Annotated in this window: 21 protein-coding genes; 8 read left to right on the top strand and 13 right to left on the bottom strand. The window is 55.4% G+C overall.

Annotated elements, in window-relative coordinates; translation table 11 throughout:
* Nucleotides 1-88: 88 nt before the first annotated feature.
* Nucleotides 89-1,048, bottom strand: a complete 960-nt coding sequence (locus AAC622_RS10355) for an L-malyl-CoA/beta-methylmalyl-CoA lyase (protein ID WP_340262268.1) — start codon at nt 1,046-1,048, stop codon at nt 89-91.
* 212 nt (nt 1,049-1,260) lie between these two features.
* Between AAC622_RS10355 and AAC622_RS10350 the strand changes: the two genes are divergently transcribed.
* On the top strand, nt 1,261-2,157 hold the full coding sequence (locus AAC622_RS10350) for a DMT family transporter (protein ID WP_340262266.1): 897 nt from the start codon (nt 1,261-1,263) through the stop codon (nt 2,155-2,157).
* Here AAC622_RS10350 and AAC622_RS10345 read toward each other — a convergent pair whose 3' ends face one another.
* Nucleotides 2,158-3,327, bottom strand: coding sequence for a MalY/PatB family protein (locus AAC622_RS10345; RefSeq protein ID WP_340262264.1), 1,170 nt, complete (start codon nt 3,325-3,327; stop codon nt 2,158-2,160).
* A gap of 238 nt (nt 3,328-3,565) precedes the next feature.
* Between AAC622_RS10345 and def the strand changes: the two genes are divergently transcribed.
* Both def and fmt read left to right on the top strand, forming a co-directional pair.
* Entirely contained in the window at nt 3,566-4,090 is a 525-nt protein-coding gene (gene def / locus AAC622_RS10340; RefSeq protein ID WP_317657294.1) for a peptide deformylase, read from the top strand.
* A gap of 2 nt (nt 4,091-4,092) precedes the next feature.
* Nucleotides 4,093-5,010, top strand: coding sequence for a methionyl-tRNA formyltransferase (gene fmt / locus AAC622_RS10335; protein WP_340262262.1), 918 nt, complete (start codon nt 4,093-4,095; stop codon nt 5,008-5,010).
* On the opposite strand, the gene rnhA is transcribed toward fmt, so the two are convergent.
* Together rnhA and AAC622_RS10325 are read right to left on the bottom strand one after the other, a co-directional pair.
* Nucleotides 5,011-5,460 (bottom strand): ribonuclease HI, encoded by a 450-nt coding sequence (gene rnhA, locus AAC622_RS10330; protein WP_340262259.1) that lies wholly within the window; start codon nt 5,458-5,460, stop codon nt 5,011-5,013.
* Nucleotides 5,453-5,917: a DUF3429 domain-containing protein gene (locus AAC622_RS10325; protein WP_340262257.1), complete on the bottom strand. Its 465-nt coding sequence runs from the start codon at nt 5,915-5,917 to the stop codon at nt 5,453-5,455. The genes rnhA and AAC622_RS10325 overlap by 8 nt, the downstream gene beginning before the upstream one ends.
* Before the next feature lie 241 nt (nt 5,918-6,158).
* On the opposite strand from AAC622_RS10325, the gene mscL reads away from it, so the two are divergent.
* Nucleotides 6,159-6,584, top strand: a complete 426-nt coding sequence (gene mscL / locus AAC622_RS10320; protein ID WP_317656822.1) for a large conductance mechanosensitive channel protein MscL — start codon at nt 6,159-6,161, stop codon at nt 6,582-6,584.
* Nucleotides 6,585-6,648: 64 nt separating this feature from the next.
* Nucleotides 6,649-7,113, top strand: a complete 465-nt coding sequence (locus AAC622_RS10315; protein WP_340262255.1) for an Lrp/AsnC family transcriptional regulator — start codon at nt 6,649-6,651, stop codon at nt 7,111-7,113.
* Here the strand turns inward: AAC622_RS10315 and AAC622_RS10310 are convergent.
* On the bottom strand, nt 7,110-7,442 hold the full coding sequence (locus AAC622_RS10310) for an AzlD domain-containing protein (protein ID WP_340262253.1): 333 nt from the start codon (nt 7,440-7,442) through the stop codon (nt 7,110-7,112). The genes AAC622_RS10315 and AAC622_RS10310 overlap by 4 nt on opposite strands.
* Nucleotides 7,439-8,158 (bottom strand): AzlC family ABC transporter permease, encoded by a 720-nt coding sequence (locus AAC622_RS10305; RefSeq protein ID WP_340262251.1) that lies wholly within the window; start codon nt 8,156-8,158, stop codon nt 7,439-7,441. The genes AAC622_RS10310 and AAC622_RS10305 overlap by 4 nt, the downstream gene beginning before the upstream one ends.
* Nucleotides 8,159-8,224: 66 nt before the next feature.
* On the opposite strand from AAC622_RS10305, the gene mobA reads away from it, so the two are divergent.
* The gene (gene mobA, locus AAC622_RS10300) at nt 8,225-8,827 is read left to right on the top strand and encodes a molybdenum cofactor guanylyltransferase MobA (protein WP_340262249.1); all 603 of its coding nucleotides are present in this window, start codon (nt 8,225-8,227) and stop codon (nt 8,825-8,827) included.
* Entirely contained in the window at nt 8,824-9,699 is an 876-nt protein-coding gene (locus AAC622_RS10295; protein ID WP_340262247.1) for a molybdopterin guanine dinucleotide synthesis, read from the top strand. The genes mobA and AAC622_RS10295 overlap by 4 nt, the downstream gene beginning before the upstream one ends.
* On the opposite strand, the gene AAC622_RS10290 is transcribed toward AAC622_RS10295, so the two are convergent.
* From AAC622_RS10290 to argH, 4 genes are all read right to left on the bottom strand, one after another.
* The gene (locus AAC622_RS10290; RefSeq protein WP_340262245.1) at nt 9,696-10,757 is read right to left on the bottom strand and encodes a hypothetical protein; all 1,062 of its coding nucleotides are present in this window, start codon (nt 10,755-10,757) and stop codon (nt 9,696-9,698) included. The genes AAC622_RS10295 and AAC622_RS10290 overlap by 4 nt on opposite strands.
* Nucleotides 10,757-11,227 (bottom strand): transcription elongation factor GreA, encoded by a 471-nt coding sequence (greA, locus tag AAC622_RS10285; protein WP_317656815.1) that lies wholly within the window; start codon nt 11,225-11,227, stop codon nt 10,757-10,759. Before greA ends, AAC622_RS10290 begins: the two co-directional genes overlap by 1 nt.
* Nucleotides 11,228-11,384: 157 nt before the next feature.
* Complete coding sequence (locus AAC622_RS10280; protein ID WP_340262243.1) at nt 11,385-11,510, bottom strand: hypothetical protein; 126 nt, start codon at nt 11,508-11,510, stop codon at nt 11,385-11,387.
* Complete coding sequence (gene argH / locus AAC622_RS10275; protein ID WP_340262241.1) at nt 11,510-12,901, bottom strand: argininosuccinate lyase; 1,392 nt, start codon at nt 12,899-12,901, stop codon at nt 11,510-11,512. The genes AAC622_RS10280 and argH overlap by 1 nt, the downstream gene beginning before the upstream one ends.
* Nucleotides 12,902-12,942: 41 nt before the next feature.
* Here argH and AAC622_RS10270 point away from each other — a divergent pair, with 41 nt between their 5' ends.
* Nucleotides 12,943-13,503 (top strand): TlpA disulfide reductase family protein, encoded by a 561-nt coding sequence (locus tag AAC622_RS10270; RefSeq protein ID WP_340262239.1) that lies wholly within the window; start codon nt 12,943-12,945, stop codon nt 13,501-13,503.
* Here the strand turns inward: AAC622_RS10270 and mtaB are convergent.
* The 3 genes from mtaB to AAC622_RS10255 are packed head-to-tail and all read right to left on the bottom strand — an operon-like array spanning nt 13,500 to nt 16,128.
* On the bottom strand, nt 13,500-14,759 hold the full coding sequence (gene mtaB, locus AAC622_RS10265; protein WP_340262237.1) for a tRNA (N(6)-L-threonylcarbamoyladenosine(37)-C(2))-methylthiotransferase MtaB: 1,260 nt from the start codon (nt 14,757-14,759) through the stop codon (nt 13,500-13,502). The genes AAC622_RS10270 and mtaB overlap by 4 nt on opposite strands.
* On the bottom strand, nt 14,756-15,601 hold the full coding sequence (gene dapF / locus AAC622_RS10260) for a diaminopimelate epimerase (RefSeq protein WP_340262235.1): 846 nt from the start codon (nt 15,599-15,601) through the stop codon (nt 14,756-14,758). Before dapF ends, mtaB begins: the two co-directional genes overlap by 4 nt.
* A gap of 53 nt (nt 15,602-15,654) precedes the next feature.
* On the bottom strand, nt 15,655-16,128 hold the full coding sequence (locus tag AAC622_RS10255; protein WP_340262233.1) for an acyloxyacyl hydrolase: 474 nt from the start codon (nt 16,126-16,128) through the stop codon (nt 15,655-15,657).
* Nucleotides 16,129-16,217 lie beyond the last annotated feature (89 nt).

The following is a 16,217-nucleotide window of genomic DNA, read 5'->3' as shown; positions in this document are numbered from 1 at the left end:
GCATGGCCGCGTATGCGGCATGGGTCGTTACTGGCTTATGCCTATATGGCTAAGCCTGACCAAAGATGCAACGAACAAGCGCGCTTGATTAGCCTTGAGCGATCATCTGTGCTTGTTTGACAATCACCTCAGCCTGTTTGATCGAAGCGATATCGACCAAGCGGCCCTTATAGACAGTCGCCCCTGCGCCGCTGCGCTTAGCGTCTTCCATAGCGGCCAGAATTTCCTGCGCTTCGGTCACCGCTGCCTCTGACGGGGTGAACACCTCATTGGCGAGTGCGATTTGCTTGGGATGGATGGCCCATTTTCCAACCATACCCAAAGTGGCCGAGCGGCGGGCCTGCGCGCGATAGCCTTCATCATCCGAGAAATCGCCAAATGGCCCATCTACGGGCAAGACGCCATAGGTGCGGCAGGCGGCGACAATCGTGGTCTGTGCCCAATGCCATGGATCAGAATAATGCCGCGCCCCATCGTGCAGCATATAGTAATTTTCCTGCGTGCCGCCGATGCCCGTGGTCTGCATGCCCATTGAGGCCGCGAAATCCGCAGCCCCTAGGCTCATGGCGACAAGGCGGGGCGATGCGGCGGCGATTTCTTCAACATGGGCAATGCCTGCCGCAGATTCGATAATGACCTCGAAATTTATCCGCTTTTGGCGGCCTTTGGCGGCTTCAATCGCTGAAACAAGCGCATCGACCGTGTAAATATCAGCGGCATTTCCCACCTTTGGGATCATGATCTGATCCAGACGGTCGGACGCGTTTTCCAGCAGATCAACCACATCCCGATACCAATAGGGCGTATCAAGCCCGTTGATCCGCACGCTGAGGGTCTTTTTGCCCCAATCAACTGCACCGATGGCCTCGATCACATTCGCGCGGGCCGCTTCTTTGTCACTGGGGGCAACGGAGTCTTCGAGATCTAAGTTGATGACATCCGCTGCTGAGGCCGCCATTTTCTCAAAAAGTTTCACATTCGAGCCAGGCCCGAAAAGCTGACAACGGTTTGGGCGGGCCACAGGTTGGGGCTGGAGGCGGAAGCTCATCAGATGTTCCTTCGGCGGATGATGCGCTAGGGTCGCGCAAGGAAGTTTCGTTTTTTGCTGATCTTTGGGTATGATATTACGCGGAGTTTCGCAAGTGCTGCACTGCGGCAAAATAGAAATTTCTGGAAACTAGACCCCGTTTACCACCGTGCCGTTGCCGCTGATCCCGATCAGGCCTATAGCGGCGAAGTAAAGATTTTGCGGAGCCACCTATGAAACAGCATCCTGCATATGGCTTATTGCTTGCACTGACGGGCGCGTTGATCATCGCGCCTGATACTTTGTTGATGCGCTTGTCTGGTATGGGCGGGTTCGAGATGTTGGGCTGGCGCGGCACGGCGATGGGTTTGGTGCTGATTGCGGCTTGGCTTATAGCCGCGCGTGGGCGGCATCTTGTTGAAGTGTCAGTCCTTGCCACGGGCGCAGGCGCTTTGTTGGTTTTGTGTCAGGCGCTGAATGGGGCGCTTTTCAGCGTGGCTATCGCGGTGGCCCCCGTCACTGTGGTATTGATGGGCGTTGCAACCGTCCCGATTTTCTCGGCGGTGCTGTCTCATTTGATGTTGGGCGAGCCTACGACCCGCGCCACATGGTTTACGATTGGGGCGGTTCTTTTCGGGATTGCTCTGGCGATATTCGGCAAATCTGATGCATACCTGCCCTTTGATTTAGCCACGCTTTGGGGCGGCTTGATGGGCCTGTCTATGGGTGGGTTTCTGGCCATGACCTTTGTTCTGATCCGCAAACACCATCAATTGCCGATTTTACTCGGTATGGGACTTGGGGCTTTTGTGTCGGGCATGGTGGGGTGGGCCTTTGGCGTGCCAAGCGGGGCAAGCAGCTTTGATGTGTTTTTGATTTTGGTGACGGGCGCGGTGATTTTGCCTGCCAGTTTCTTCCTACTTACGCTGGCAAACCGATATACGGCATCGGCCAATGTCAGCCTTTTGATGCTGTTAGAAACCGTGCTTGGCCCGATCCTTGTCTGGGTTGGCGTGGGCGAGGCACCGACCCCTTTGATGATGGTGGGCGGTGCGATTGTGGTCGCCTCACTGGCAACATATTTGCTGCATATGCGCTTTGCGCGGGGGCGTGCGGCCCGCGCTGCGTGACTATTGCAAATCAGCAAAAGCCTTTTGCATCCGCGCAACCGCCTCTTCAATCTGCGCACGGGGCATGGCGAGATTAAATCGCAGGAATGGCGCGCCACCCAAGCCGAAGCTTGACCCGTAATTGGTGGCGATCCGCGCGTCCCCTTCCACACGGGCTATGGATTCTTCATGGCTCATGCCAGTTCCCGAAAAGTCGACCCATGACAAATAGGTCGCCTCTAATTTCATGGGCTTTAGGCCTGCAATTTTGGCGATGCCTGCATCAAAGGTTTCTGCGTTTTTTGCGAGATAGGCGCAAAGTGCATCGACCCATTCTGCACCTTCGGGGCTATAGGCCGCCTCGGCCATTGCGAGGCCAAAGGAATTGGCCGAAATCCCCAAAGCGCCCATGCGCGCGGCAAAGCGTTTGCGCAGCTCCGCGTCAGGGATGATCACATTGCCCGAATGGCCACCCGCAATGTTAAAGGTCTTGGTGGTCGCGGTCATCATCACCAAACGATCCATGATCCCGTCAATTTTCGCCATTGGCGTATGGGTATGGCCTGGCATGATCAGGTCATGGTGGATTTCATCTGAAACCAAGATCAGATCATGTCTCCGCGCGAAATCGGCAATTGCCTGCAATTCTTCAACAGTCCAAACCCTGCCGCCTGGATTATGGGGGGAGCAGAGGATCAACATTTTTTCGCGCCCTGTCATCGCCACATCCCATGTGGGAATGTCGAGGTGATATTTGCCTTCAATCAGTGCAAGCGGGCATTCGACCACCTGACGATTGGCGGCGCGGATCACGCGGGCAAAGGCATGATAGACGGGTGTCATTAGAACCACGCCATCCCCCTCTTGCGTATAGGTATCCACGCAAAGGGCCGTTCCGTTGACCAGACCATGGGTGGTGAAGATCCAGCCGGGCTCAATCTCCCAACCGTGGCGGTTTGCCATCCACCATCCAATGGCGGCGCGATAGGCGCGTTCATCGCCGTAATAGCCGTAAATGCCATGATCGAGCATGTTTTGCAGCGCGGCTTGCACAGATTGAGGGGGACGGAAATCCATATCTGCCACCCACATGGACAACCCATCTTCTGAGCCAATCCCGTAAATTGACGACATCATATCCCATTTCATTGAATGGGTGTTTTGGCGATTGATGATTTCGTCAAAGTTCATCGGTGTTATCCATTCTTTCGCTGCATGTGCTGCGCGTTCTTTGATACATCACATAAATGGAAATATGTTCCAAATAAATAAAATTTAATAGAATAATGTCTTTATATTTAGCATATTATTAGAATATTCGTTCTGCATTTATAGGATTTCTCACATGAGCCTATCAGGCGCGCCTGTCCTGCGCAAATCCCAGTCGCGCTGGTTGCGCGGATCGCAGAATTCGCTTATGGCACAGGCCATGATTTACCCAATATTAATCCATCCTGATCCTCGTCTGAAAAAGGTCGCACAAGATGTGCCCGACCTCTCGGATGAGTTGCGCGCTCTTGCAGATGATATGCTCAAGACGATGTATCACGCGCCCGGTATTGGTCTGGCTGCGCCACAGATTGGGATTGATCAGCGCGTGATCGTGATGGATTGCGTCAAAGAGGAAGGGGCAACACCCCGCCCGACCGCGATGTTCAACCCCAAGATCGTGGAATCCTCGGATGAAAAAAACATCCACGAGGAAGGCTGTTTGTCGATCCCAGATGTTTATGCTGATGTCGAGCGTCCGCGCGATGTGACCGTGGAATGGTTGGATCGCGATGGCGTTTTGCAGCGCGAGACATTTACGGGGCTATGGGCCACTTGCGTGCAGCATGAGATTGACCATCTCGATGGGGTTCTCTTTATCGATTATCTCAAGCCCTTGAAGCGGCAATTGATCACCCGAAAGATGCAAAAGCTCAAGCGCGACATCGCGCGCGATAAGGTGTAGCTTTGCGCATTGTTTTCATGGGCTCGCCTGAATTTTCTCGTGCGCCTTTGCGCGCCTTGATTGCGGCGGGGCATGAGATTGCTGCTGTCTATTGTCAGCCCCCCCGTCCCGCAGGGCGCGGCAAGAAACCCCGCGCGACCCCTATTCAGGCCTTGGCCGAAGATCTTCACGTGCCGGTGCGCCATCCCAAAACCTTGCGCAATGCCGAGGCACAGGCCGAATTCACGGCATGGGCTGCCGATATTGCCGTGGTTGTGGCTTATGGTTTGATCTTGCCTCAGGCGGTGCTTGATGCGACGCGCTTGGGCTGTGTGAATATCCATGCTTCGCTTTTGCCGCGTTGGCGTGGCGCGGCCCCTATTCATCGTGCGATTATGGCGGGGGATGATGAGACAGGCATTTCTATTATGCAAATGGAGGGGGGGCTTGATACGGGGCCAGTTTTATTGACCCGCACCCTGCCAATCGGCGCGGAGGATACCACCGCCGCGCTGCATGATCGTCTTTCGCAGCTTGGCGCTGAGGCGATTGTTTCCGCGCTTGCCGATTTTGACAGTCTCACCCCTGTTCCGCAGCCGCAAGAGGGCGTGACCTATGCCGAAAAGATCGACAAGGCCGAGGCTGCCATAGACTGGTCGAATGATGCCGCAGAGATTGACCGCCAAATTCGCGGCCTTTCACCCTTTCCTGGTGCATGGACAACGCATTCGGGGCGGCGGTTGAAATTCCTTGCCTGTCGAAGGGCGCAGGCGCGGCCCGATGGGGCTGCGGCAGGGTCGGTCATTGATGGCCTGACAATCGCGTGCGGCACGGGCGCGATTGAGATCACCGAACTGCAACCCGAGGGCAAGCCGCGCATGGCCGCGGCCGATTTCTTGCGTGGCACAGATCTGCCTGCAGGGACAATTTTGGGCTTGTGATTATTTGAAGGGGGCCATGCCCGCACGGGCCAAGGCATCCGCGCGTTCGTTCTCGGGATGGCCTGCATGGCCCTTGACCCATGTCCACGTTACCTGATGGCGCGCTGCCGCCTCATCCAAACGCCGCCAAAGGTCTTCGTTTTTGACAGGCTTTTTTGTGGCGGTGCGCCAATTATTGCGTTTCCAACTGCGCAGCCATTCGGTGATGCCGCCTTTGACATAGGCGCTGTCTGTCACCACGGTGATCGTGCTTGGACGGTCCAGCGCCTCAAGTGCGTTAATCGCGGCTAAAAGCTCCATTCGATTATTGGTGGTGTCTGCTTCACCGCCTTTGAGCTCGCGTTCCTTGACAATGGCATCGCCAGCCTTGGCCTGCAGCAGCGCACCCCATCCACCAGGGCCAGGGTTGCCTGAACAGGCCCCATCCGTATAGGCAAATAGCTCAGGCATAGAGCACGCCCAGTGTTAGGCACAAAATGACAAGGCTGCTCAAAAGCCCGCGCAATCGCAGCCACCAATTCGGTGCAAGGCCCGCACGCATCGCCCATGCATCAAGGGGCAAAAGCGCCAAGAAGCCCATGATCAGAATGGGCAAAGCCTGATGGGTTGGGCCAAATCCAAGCAAAAACGCCAACAATGCGGGGATCGTGGATGCCGCAAGGCCATATCCCATCATCTGCGGTGATGGCGCATGCACAGCAAAGCCCCATATGACCCCCGCCATAAAACACAGGATCACGATCCCATAATTGCGCAGCAGTATATCGGGTGCGAAATTCGGCAGAAGCCAGTCGCCAAGGGGAGCGGCGGAAGGGATCACTAAGCACAGCGCGGCATAGGCAAAGGGCAAAACCCCCGCCAAGCCTAAATATAATGCCGCCTTTGGTATGTGATCCCTGCTGCTCATATCTTAGCTTGTCCCGCATCTTTGCGCAGCGCGCAAGCGCATTTGGGCCATCTATGGCTGAGCATTCGATTGCCAGTGGCGGGCATCGCGCAGCTTTTGGAATTCTTTGAAACTTTGCACAAACCCCATTGTTCCATCGGCGCCGCTGTCTCTAATCTGACCCTATCTGCCGTACGCTAATGCGGCGGCATGATGGGTTCAAAAACGGAGAGGGCGCTCTGCGCCCAAGAAGGGGAAAGATATGTTTGCAGAATTCAAAAGCTTCATTGCCCGTGGCAATGTTATGGATATGGCTGTGGGGATTATCATCGGGGCAGCCTTTACCGCGATTGTAACGTCACTCGTGGGCGACTTGATCAATCCATTGATCGCTATTTTTACGGGCGGGATTGATTTCTCGGGTTGGTTCTACGCCTTAGACGGAAATGACTATGCCTCGCTTGCCGTGGCGCTCGAAGCAGGTGCGCCTGTTTTTGCGATTGGGAAATTTGTGATGGCGGTCATCAATTTCTTGATCGTAGCTTTTGTGGTTTTCATGCTGGTGCGTTTGGTCAACCGCATCAAATCTATGACAGAAGCAGAGAAGGAAGAAGCCGCTTCAGCCCCTGCAGGCCCAAGCGAATTGGACATTCTGATTGAAATCCGTGATGCTCTGGCCAAAAAGTAAGCACGAATAAAACATGCGTCCCCGTCACCATGGCGGGGCGCAAGCTGTTTTAGCGAGAGATGATATGGATTTTGAGTTGGACATCACAGATCGCAAAATCTTGGAAGTTTTGCAAAAGAACGGCCGCATCACCAATGCGGAGCTATCCGAACAGGTGAATTTGTCCGCCTCGTCCTGTCATCGGCGGATCACGCGCTTGGAGCAGGAGGGGATCATCCGAGATTATGTCGCCTTGGTGGATCACCGTGCGATTGGTCGGATGACAACCGTCTTTGTGGAAATTAGCCTGTCAGGACAGGCGGACGAGGTTTTGCAAGCCTTTGAGCAGGCTGTGAAGCGGGTGCCAGATGTGTTGGAATGCCATCTTATGGCAGGCAGCGCGGATTATCTTCTAAAGGTGGTGGCACGCGACAGCGAAGATTTCGCCCGCGTTCATCGCGAATATCTGGCCCGTTTGCCGGGGGTGTCGAAGATGCAATCCAGCTTTGCTCTGAAAAACGTATTTTCAACAACTGCCTTGCCGATTTAGCCGAGGAAATAACCCACGCCGTACAGCGTGGCCATGCCCGCAAAGACAGCTGCGATGGCATTTTTGCGCCAGACCCCCAAGCTCAAGGCCACGATTGCCGCACTCAATCGGGGGGCATCTAGCGCGCCGCCTGTGGCTTGCGGCCATAGCACCAAGGGCGTGATCAATGCGGGCAGGATCGCCACGGGCGTATAGCGCAAATGGCGCAAGACCCATTCTGGTAGATCGCGGTTACCCAAAATCCCCAAAAAAGACAGCCGCACAAGATAAGTGCCGCAGCCAAGCGCAGCGATGATCAGCCAGACCGTGGTTTCGGAATAGGCGCTCATGTCAGCTTCGCCTTTGCAAGGCTCATGCGCCGTTCCACCTCTGCGCCAACGTTCATGGCGGAGATCCCTGCGACCATCAACCAAAGGTTATAGGGCATCCAATTTAGCAAGACCGCCATAATCACCGAGGTCATTGCCGCCGCGATATGCGCAAGTGTGCGCAAGGCTGGGGCCACCAATGCAAGAAAGGTGATCGGAACTGCGAAATCGAGTGCAAATTCAGGTGGTATGGTTGCTCCTAAGACTGCGCCTGCATAGGTCGCGCTATACCACAGGGGGCAGATCGGGGTCGCAAGTCCGAAGAAATAGACCACTTTCCATCTGACCGAGCGTTCAGGCTGTGCCTCATAGGTTTGCATGGCCATTGCATAGGTTTGGTCGACCAACATGTAGGATAACAGCGCGCGCTGCCACAAAGGCGCGGCCCCTAAATGCGGGGTGATCGAGGCTGAATACATCGCCATGCGCAGATTAACAGCCAAAGCAGAGGCCAAAACCACCAGGACGGGTGCATTTTCCGTCATCAACTGCAGCGCGGTGAATTGGGCTGAACCCGCAATGACAAGGAAAGAAAATCCCATGACTTGCGACAGGGGCAGACCCGCTTCTGTGCCAAGAACCCCAAATAACAGACCAAATGGCAGGAGCACCAACAGGAACGGCAATCCACCAATGATCCCAGAGAGATAGGCCGAGTCTGACGGGGTTTTGCGCATCTTGCACCATTGTCGTTTCTGCTCATGCGATCTAGCCTTGATGGGCGAAGGATGCAATCTGCGCGGATGGATAAGGGCAAAGCAATGATCTGTGGCGTGATCTTGGCAGGCGGGGAAGCGCGCCGTATGCGCGGGCAAGACAAGGGACGGCTGCTGCTGCGGGGCCAAAGCCTCTATGCGCATGTTATTGCGCGCGCGCGCCCGCAGGTGGATCATTTGATCCTCTCCGCCAATGGCGACCCCGCGCTTTATGCGGATCTTGGGCTTGATGTGGTTGCTGATGGCGCATTCGCCGCGATGGGGCCACTTGGCGGCGTTTTGGCGGCCTTGCGCGCAGCCAAGATGCTTGGGGCGCAGCGGGTGATGAGCTTTGCCTCGGACAGCCCCTTTTTTCCAAGCGATATCGTGGCGCACTTATGCGCCGCACAAGGGCGTGACGCATTGGTTTTTGCTGAGGATCAAAGCGGGGGCATACATCCAACATTTGCGCTTTGGGATGTGGATTTGGCCGATCCATTGGCAGCAGAATTGCGGGGGGGTGGCCGCAAAATGCGCGATGTCATGGCGCGATTGGGCGGGGTTTCTGCCCCTCTCGATGCACTTGAACAGGCGTTTTTCAACATCAATACAAAGGCTGATTTGGAACAGGCCGCTGAGATGACCTTATGAGCGCGGGACCCTTTGATCATATCGTGGTGGTCGATTGGTCGGCACGAGCCACCCCAAGCCCCAAAGCCCCCACGAAGGACGCGATTTTCATTGCGCATTCTGCGCATGGTGCAACGCCACAGGTGAGCTATTATCGCACGCGCGCTGATGCGATGGTCGTGCTTGAGCAGGTGATGACAGACGCCCTTTTGCGGGATGAACGTATCTTGGCGACCTTTGACTTTTCCTTCGCCTATCCTGCGGGCTTTGCACAGCATCTGACAGGCAAGGCCGATGCGCTATCGGTTTGGCCGCTTTTTGCACAGATGGTTAAGGACGAACCAGATAATGCGAATAATCGGTTCGATGTGGCCCGCGCGCTTAATCGCCGTTTTCCAGGGGTTGGCCCCTTTTGGTGCGTGCCCAAAACACAGGCCTGCCCTGATCTGCCCGCGCGCGACCTGCGCCACGGACATCATCTGCCAGAACGCCGCAAAGTTGAATTGGCCTATGGCAAAATGCAGCCGGGTTGGAAGCTTTACACCACGGGATCTGTGGGATCACAGGCGATCCTTGGGATCGCAAGATTGCAGTCCTTACGCGGGCGGTTTGGGTCTGCGCTTGCCGTGGCGCCTTATGACGGGATCGAGCGGCCTATTGTTTTGGCAGAATGTTGGCCGTCTTTGATGGCGAAAGAGATCACAGATTATGCTTTAGCGGGTGAAATCCCAGATGCCGCGCAGGTGCGGGTGATTGCAGCGGGTTTGGCCGCTTTGGCCCCTGATGATCTTGCAAAAATGCTTGTCGATGGTGATGCCGAGGAGGGCGGTGTTTTGGGTGCGGGGCATGAGGCGCTGTTGCGCTCTGCGATCCATGCGGCCTTGGGGCCTTAGTCAAAAATCCCAGTCACACGCCCGAGCAACATAAAGGCCCGTGCGCTGCGGGTGGCACTGAGTTTGACAATATCTTCATCGGTTGCAGCCTGCTCGAACTGACAGAAAACGCGATCAAATTCGCGCAAATACTGATGAACAGCTTCGCGGAAGGCTGTGTCTTGCCGCATCCGACCAGTGGAAAGTGCGATGGAAGACCAATCTCGAATACCGCCAAGCGATGCAATCACGCGGCCCCGCTCGCCTTTCGCGAATTTGCGCCAAATCTCAGGGCGGGCGCGGTCTGGATTGAGATCATCCATGAAAATCCCGTCTTGCGAGAGCAGGGTCAACACATCTTGTGCAGCGCGGATCAAAGGGCGGGTTGCAGGGTCTTCTAGGGCCGCGCGAAGGGCGCGAAAGCCCTCCTTGTCCTGATCATTATTCGGGAAATGGAGCGCACGAATAAAGTCAGCGGGCGTGACCGGATGGTTCAAGGCGGGCTCGGCTGCGATAAGCGATAAATCCGATTTTGGCCGATCTGGGGCAGGGGGCGGACTTAGGGGCACAGCCGCCCGCAGGTCATGGTCTTGCAGGCGCAAAGATGTAAAACTTACGAGCTTTGTATCGGTGGCCAATTGTGCCTCTGCCAAAGCCTCTATGCGGTTTTGTGTCTCTCGCAAATCAGCAGGCACAGCCCCGCCGTGAAGCGCGTCCTCAATATTATTAAGCCTCAGCCGCAGATCTTGGGCCTGAAGACGCAGGCTTTGCGTGATGCGCAGGAGGCTTAGGACAATCCATAACAAAACAAGCGGCAAGATTGCCCCAACCGCAACCATGACCCCGCTCAGCATCTCGGCCATATTCGGGGTGTCACCGCCAAAGCCCAGCGCCGTGAGGCTGAGTGCCCCAATCCAAAGAAAGGCCAAGGCCAGCGCGATGCCTTCGCGCAGTCCAAAGGACATCGCGCCATCGGCGCATTGAAGAAAACCAACCGCACGGCCTACCCAAATCTGCTTGTCCCGCGTGAAGCGATGCGCAAGCATCAATCTGGGGTGAGGCAATGCTGCGGGGATCATCACACGTAGGTCACCTTCGTGATCTCGTAATCCTTGCTGCCGCCGGGCGTTTTGACCTCTACGCTATCGCCTTCATCTTTACCGATTAAAGCGCGGGCCAAGGGCGATTTGATATTGAGCAAACCTTTTTCAATATCGGCCTCAGATTCGCCGACAATCTGGTAGGTTTTTTCTTCCTCAGTATCTTCATCAATCAACACAACCGTGGCGCCGAATTTAATCGGGCCAGACAGGGTCTTGGGGTCGATGACCTGTGCAAGGCCCAAAATCCCCTCTAATTCCTTAATGCGGCCTTCGATGAAGGACTGTTTTTCGCGGGCCGAGTGATATTCGGCATTCTCCGACAAATCCCCATGCTCGCGCGCTTCAGCAATCGCCTTGATGACAGAAGGGCGCTCAACACTACGCAGATGCTTCAGCTCGGCATCAAGGGCGCTATACCCTGTCGGGGTCATCGGTATTTTTTCCATTGGAACTCGGGGCCTCAAACTTAGGTCTTGGAATGGTCAATCGTCTTAAAATGAGCAGTCTGACCCCAGACGTTAGGGGCTCTTTGCCCTAGTTTCAACGGGCAAGACGCAGAACGCCACACGCGGTGCAAGAAAATGACCCAAACGCCACGCAGGCTTAGTAGGTCACTGCGTTTTCGTTTGGCGGCTCAGGCGGGCCATCTGCGCCGCAGGCGGCCAAAGTTCCACCCAAAGTCAGGGCCAATAGCCCCAGCTTAATCCATGATGCAAAAGAGCGCCCCATCACGCCAACCTTTCTTTCCATCGTGCAATTTGCAGGCGCACCTGATCGGGTGCGGTGCCGCCATAGGATTGACGCGAGGCAACCGAGTTGTGAACCCCCAAAACATCAAACACGGCCGCAGTGATGTTGGATTGCACTGTTTGCATATCCGCAAGGTTGAGATCAGGTAAATCACAGCCCCGATCTTCGGCCATTTTGACAAGCGCGCCTGTTACATGATGCGCTTCACGGAATGGCAGACCCAATTCGCGCACCAACCAATCGGCGAGATCAGTTGCGGTTGAAAAGCCAGATGCGGCGGCGCGCTCTAGTGCGTCTTTATTGGCGCTCATGTTGCCCAGCATCCCCGCCATTGCGGCCATTGCGATCATGAGGTTGTCGGCGGCATCAAAGACTTGCTCTTTGTCTTCCTGCATATCCTTGGAATAGGCCAAGGGCAGACCTTTCATGACCGTCATCAAGGCCACATTCGCCCCCATGATCCGCCCGATTTTGGCGCGGATTAATTCCGCCGCATCAGGGTTTTTCTTTTGCGGCATGATGGAGGAGCCTGTTGAAAACCGATCCGACAGGGTCACAAAGCGGAATTGTGCCGAAGACCAGATCACCAATTCCTCAGCCAAGCGCGACAGATGCATCGCGCAAATGGCGGCCGCCCCGAGATAGTCTAGGGCGAAATCGCGATCTGAAACCGCATCCAAGGAATTCGCCATAGGCCGATCGAAACCTAGGGCTTCTGCAGTCATGTGGCGGTCAATTGGAAAAGATGTGCCTGCGAGGGCGGCCGCACCAAGCGGGCATTCATTCATCCGCGCGCGCGCATCTTGAAAACGCGATAAATCGCGGGCGAACATCTCGACATAGGCCATCATGTGATGCCCCCATGTTACGGGCTGCGCGGTTTGAAGATGGGTAAAGCCAGGCATTACCCAATCAGCGCCCGCTTCGGCCTGCGCCAATGCCGCGCGGATCAAGGCCTGCAGCCCCTCAATGGCCGCATCCATTTGATCCCGCACCCATAGGCGAAAATCGGTAGCGACCTGATCATTGCGTGACCGCGCCGTATGGAGACGTCCTGCGGGCTCACCAATCAGGGTTTTAAGCCGCGCTTCGATATTCATGTGAATATCTTCAAGGGCGGTGGAAAATTCGAATGTGCCGCTCTCAATTTCTGACAAGATCGTGAGCAGGCCTTCCCTGATCGTCTCGGCATCTTTACTGCTGATGATGCCTTGGGCGGCGAGCATAGCAGCATGGGCGCGTGAGCCAGTGACATCTTGCGCGCTGAGCCTTTGGTCAAAACCGATGGATGCGTTAATCGCCTCCATCAAAGCATCTGGCCCTGCGGCGAAGCGACCGCCCCACATTGCGTTTGAAGATTTCTGTGCCATGTTCTGTTTTATCCGCCGATCAAAGAAAGGATGCCGCTAGGATGCTCCCGCGCCGTATCATTGCCCTGCTCTACATTGCCTTGGGTTTCTGTGCAAATGCCGCCTTTGCGCAAGATCTTTCGCAGCTGCCCCGTGATGGGGATATGCGCGGTCTGGTAATCGCCTCAGAGCCTGTGCCTGTGTCGGATTTGCCTTTTGTTGATGAGGGTGAAGTTGAAGGGCGCTTGAGCGATTATCGCGGGAAATATGTGGTTCTCAATTTTTGGGCCACTTGGTGCGCGCCCTGCCGTGAAGAAATGCCAAGCCTAGAGGCATTGCAACGTCAGTTTGGCTCAGATCAGTTGGAAGTGGTCACGCTCGCCACGGGGCGCAATTCCCCGCAGGCGATCCGAAGGTTTTTTGAGGAAATTGGCGTAGAACATCTGCCGATGTTTCGTGACATCAAGCAACAGATCGCGCGCCAAATGTCGGTGATTGGCTTGCCGATTACGCTGGTGATTGATCCCGAAGGACGCGAGATTGCGCGGCTGATGGGAGATGCCCATTGGGACAGCCCCGAGGCGTTTGCCTTTTTCGAGGCACTTTTGGCGGAAGCAATCTAGGCTAAAAGCCGTCCGTCTTTGTGGCCTGAAATTGTGGCAGTGATGATCTGACCTGTTTCTTGCGCCTCATTGAGGCTGACTTCAGTGAAGTCTTCGGTGCGGCCAAGATGGGGATTTTCCATCAAAATCTGATGGGTTTTGCCAATCTCGCCCGATAAATGTTGGGCGAGGGCCCGATCCCCAGCGGCGCGCAGTCGTGCCGCGCGGTCTTTGATTGTGGCGCTTTGCAATTGTGGCATCCGCGCCGCTGGCGTGCCTTGGCGCGGTGAGAACGGAAACACATGGAGCCAGGTTAGCCCGCACTCCTCAACCAATTTGAGGGAATTTTCGAAATGTGCTTCGGTTTCTGTCGGGAAACCTGCAATGATATCTGCGCCAAATTTGATCTCAGGCCGCAGGCGGCGCGCCTCCTCGCAAAAGGCAATGGCATCTTCGCGCGCATGGCGGCGCTTCATACGCTTGAGGATCAAATTATCGCCATGTTGAAGGCTCAGATGCAGATGAGGCATCAGGCGGGGTTCGTTGGCGATGACCTCCATCAACATTGGATCAGCTTCGATGGAGTCGATAGAGGAAATCCGCAGGCGCGCCAGATCAGGAACAAGTTTCAAGATACGCATGACCAAATCGCCCAAATGGGGGGCTTGCGGGAGATCCGCCCCCCATGAGGTCAGATCAACCCCCGTGAGCACCACCTCTAAATAGCCGCGGTCGACCAAGCGTTTGATTTGATCCACCACTACACCCGCGGGCACGGAGCGTGAGTTGCCGCGCCCAAATGGGATAATGCAAAAGGTGCAGCGATGATCACAGCCATTTTGAACCTGCACATAGGCGCGCGCGCGGGTGCCAAAGCCGTCAATCAGATGCTCGGCTGTTTCGCGCAAGGACATGATGTCATCGACCATGACCTTTTCGGTTTGGCCGATGAAATCAGGGCCGCTGAGCTTGGCCCATGTTGCAGGTTCCATCTTTTCGCGATTGCCAATGATGAGGTCAACTTCGCCCATTGCGGCAAAGGTTTCGGGCTCGGTTTGTGCGGCGCAGCCCGTCACCACGATCCGCGCGCTTGGATTGTCGCGCTTCACCTTGCGGATTTCTTGGCGCGCTTTGCGCACGGCCTCGGCCGTTACGGCGCAGGTGTTAATGATCACCGCATCCCTGAGGCCCGCTGCGGTGGCGATATCGGTCATCGCTTCGGTTTCATAGGCATTGAGCCGACACCCAAGCGTTCGAAATTCAGGTGGCTTTGTCATGGGTTTTGCAGGCGACTTATGAAATCTTCGGTCAATTCAGCGGTGAATACATGGGCCGTTGGCCCTGTCATCCAAACGCCATCCTCGCGCCACTCAATCCAAATATCACCGCCATCAAGGGTCAGTTTTACCGCCCGACCTGTCAGACCCCGCCGCGCCGCTGCAACCGCCACCGCGCAAGAGGATGAGCCAGAGGCGAGGGTGATGCCGGTTCCTCGTTCCCAGACCCGCATCCTGAGATGGTCTGGTCCAAGGAGTGAGGCGAATTGCACATTGGTGCGCGCGGGGAACAGCGGATGATGTTCGACTTCTGGGCCGCGGGCGGACAAATCCACCGCTTCGGCATCTTCAACAAAGAAGCTGCAATGAGGGTTGCCCATGCCTGTCCCAACAGGATCACCTTCGAGGGGCAGATGCAGCGTGTCCATTGCTTCGGCTAAGGGGATATCCTGCCACTCCAACAACGGAGGGCCCATATTAACGCTGGTCAGGCCATGGCCGCGATCCTGTGCAATCAGAATTCCACGTTCTGTGCGCAGGCGGATATGGTTAAGGCCCTGTGCCGCCATTTCATAGGCAGCGATGCAGCGTGTGGCATTGCCACAGGTTGCAGAAAGTGATCCATCAGCATTGTAAAAGATCAGTGCTAAATCCGCCTCGTGATCGTTTTTGATCAAGGCCAATTGGTCAAACCCCACCCCGCGATGACGATCTGCAAGTGATCGCGCCAAATCCGTCGTCACGGTGACCTCGCGCTTGCGCGCGTCCATGACGACGAAATCATTGCCGAGCCCGTGCATTTTCATGAAGGGAAGGCCGATATATGTGTGCAGTTCAGACATGGATGCGCCTATAGCGCAAGCGCGCGACGAATGGGACTCGAATTTTTTTCTGTTTAATGTCGGATCGATAGACGGATCATCGCCATGTCAGTCCCCGGGTTCCATCTCTCGATACTGCCGTTCGACCAGTGGCTCAGCGCAAATGAAATTGCATAATTATCCGAAATATTCATTCCAACGCCAAGTGTGGAACGAAAGTGCAAGTTGCCGCCTAAGTCTGTAGCTCCCTGGCTGTAGTATCCCGGCATGAAGCTGCCTTCGAGAAACATTCTATCGCTGAGTGAGTACTCACCACTAACACCAAATCCGATCCAGCTATCATTGTCAGATTCATTATGTATGGCCCCGGCCCAACCTGCGGAAAATTCAGGCTTCGTAACTAAGGTATCCGTCCAATGATACTCAATGACCCCACCATATCCGCCGCGATGAATGTCACGCACAGCACCAAGCACAGTAGTATCTGCATATGCTATGCTGGAAGCGGCAAGAAGGCCCGTAAGAGCAGCGATTAAGTGATTGTACATGCGTCAACTCACTTCTTTGAAAATAAGGATTTTCATAAATAGAAAAGAGCGAGCCCAAGCTCGCTCTTCCCAATGCAAGTAATCCAGTT

It is taken from the genome of Roseobacter sp. HKCCA0882 (assembly GCF_037805225.1).
In the GTDB taxonomy this organism is placed as follows: domain Bacteria; phylum Pseudomonadota; class Alphaproteobacteria; order Rhodobacterales; family Rhodobacteraceae; genus M30B80.
Note: the sequence above shows the minus strand (reverse complement) of the source record. Positions and strands in the feature narration are given on the sequence as shown.

Coding starts and splice junctions, on each gene's coding strand:
- AAC622_RS10355 (WP_340262268.1), bottom strand. CDS start 1,048: ATGAGCTTCCGCCTCCAGCCCCAACCTGTGGCCCGCCCAAACCGTTGT.
- AAC622_RS10350 (WP_340262266.1), top strand. CDS start 1,261: ATGAAACAGCATCCTGCATATGGCTTATTGCTTGCACTGACGGGCGCG.
- AAC622_RS10345 (WP_340262264.1), bottom strand. CDS start 3,327: ATGAACTTTGACGAAATCATCAATCGCCAAAACACCCATTCAATGAAA.
- def (WP_317657294.1), top strand. CDS start 3,566: ATGATTTACCCAATATTAATCCATCCTGATCCTCGTCTGAAAAAGGTC.
- rnhA (WP_340262259.1), bottom strand. CDS start 5,460: ATGCCTGAGCTATTTGCCTATACGGATGGGGCCTGTTCAGGCAACCCT.
- AAC622_RS10325 (WP_340262257.1), bottom strand. CDS start 5,917: ATGAGCAGCAGGGATCACATACCAAAGGCGGCATTATATTTAGGCTTG.
- mscL (WP_317656822.1), top strand. CDS start 6,159: ATGTTTGCAGAATTCAAAAGCTTCATTGCCCGTGGCAATGTTATGGAT.
- AAC622_RS10315 (WP_340262255.1), top strand. CDS start 6,649: ATGGATTTTGAGTTGGACATCACAGATCGCAAAATCTTGGAAGTTTTG.
- AAC622_RS10310 (WP_340262253.1), bottom strand. CDS start 7,442: ATGAGCGCCTATTCCGAAACCACGGTCTGGCTGATCATCGCTGCGCTT.
- AAC622_RS10305 (WP_340262251.1), bottom strand. CDS start 8,158: ATGCGCAAAACCCCGTCAGACTCGGCCTATCTCTCTGGGATCATTGGT.
- mobA (WP_340262249.1), top strand. CDS start 8,225: ATGGATAAGGGCAAAGCAATGATCTGTGGCGTGATCTTGGCAGGCGGG.
- AAC622_RS10295 (WP_340262247.1), top strand. CDS start 8,824: ATGAGCGCGGGACCCTTTGATCATATCGTGGTGGTCGATTGGTCGGCA.
- AAC622_RS10290 (WP_340262245.1), bottom strand. CDS start 10,757: ATGATCCCCGCAGCATTGCCTCACCCCAGATTGATGCTTGCGCATCGC.
- greA (WP_317656815.1), bottom strand. CDS start 11,227: ATGGAAAAAATACCGATGACCCCGACAGGGTATAGCGCCCTTGATGCC.
- AAC622_RS10280 (WP_340262243.1), bottom strand. CDS start 11,510: ATGGGGCGCTCTTTTGCATCATGGATTAAGCTGGGGCTATTGGCCCTG.
- argH (WP_340262241.1), bottom strand. CDS start 12,901: ATGGCACAGAAATCTTCAAACGCAATGTGGGGCGGTCGCTTCGCCGCA.
- AAC622_RS10270 (WP_340262239.1), top strand. CDS start 12,943: ATGCTCCCGCGCCGTATCATTGCCCTGCTCTACATTGCCTTGGGTTTC.
- mtaB (WP_340262237.1), bottom strand. CDS start 14,759: ATGACAAAGCCACCTGAATTTCGAACGCTTGGGTGTCGGCTCAATGCC.
- dapF (WP_340262235.1), bottom strand. CDS start 15,601: ATGTCTGAACTGCACACATATATCGGCCTTCCCTTCATGAAAATGCAC.
- AAC622_RS10255 (WP_340262233.1), bottom strand. CDS start 16,128: ATGTACAATCACTTAATCGCTGCTCTTACGGGCCTTCTTGCCGCTTCC.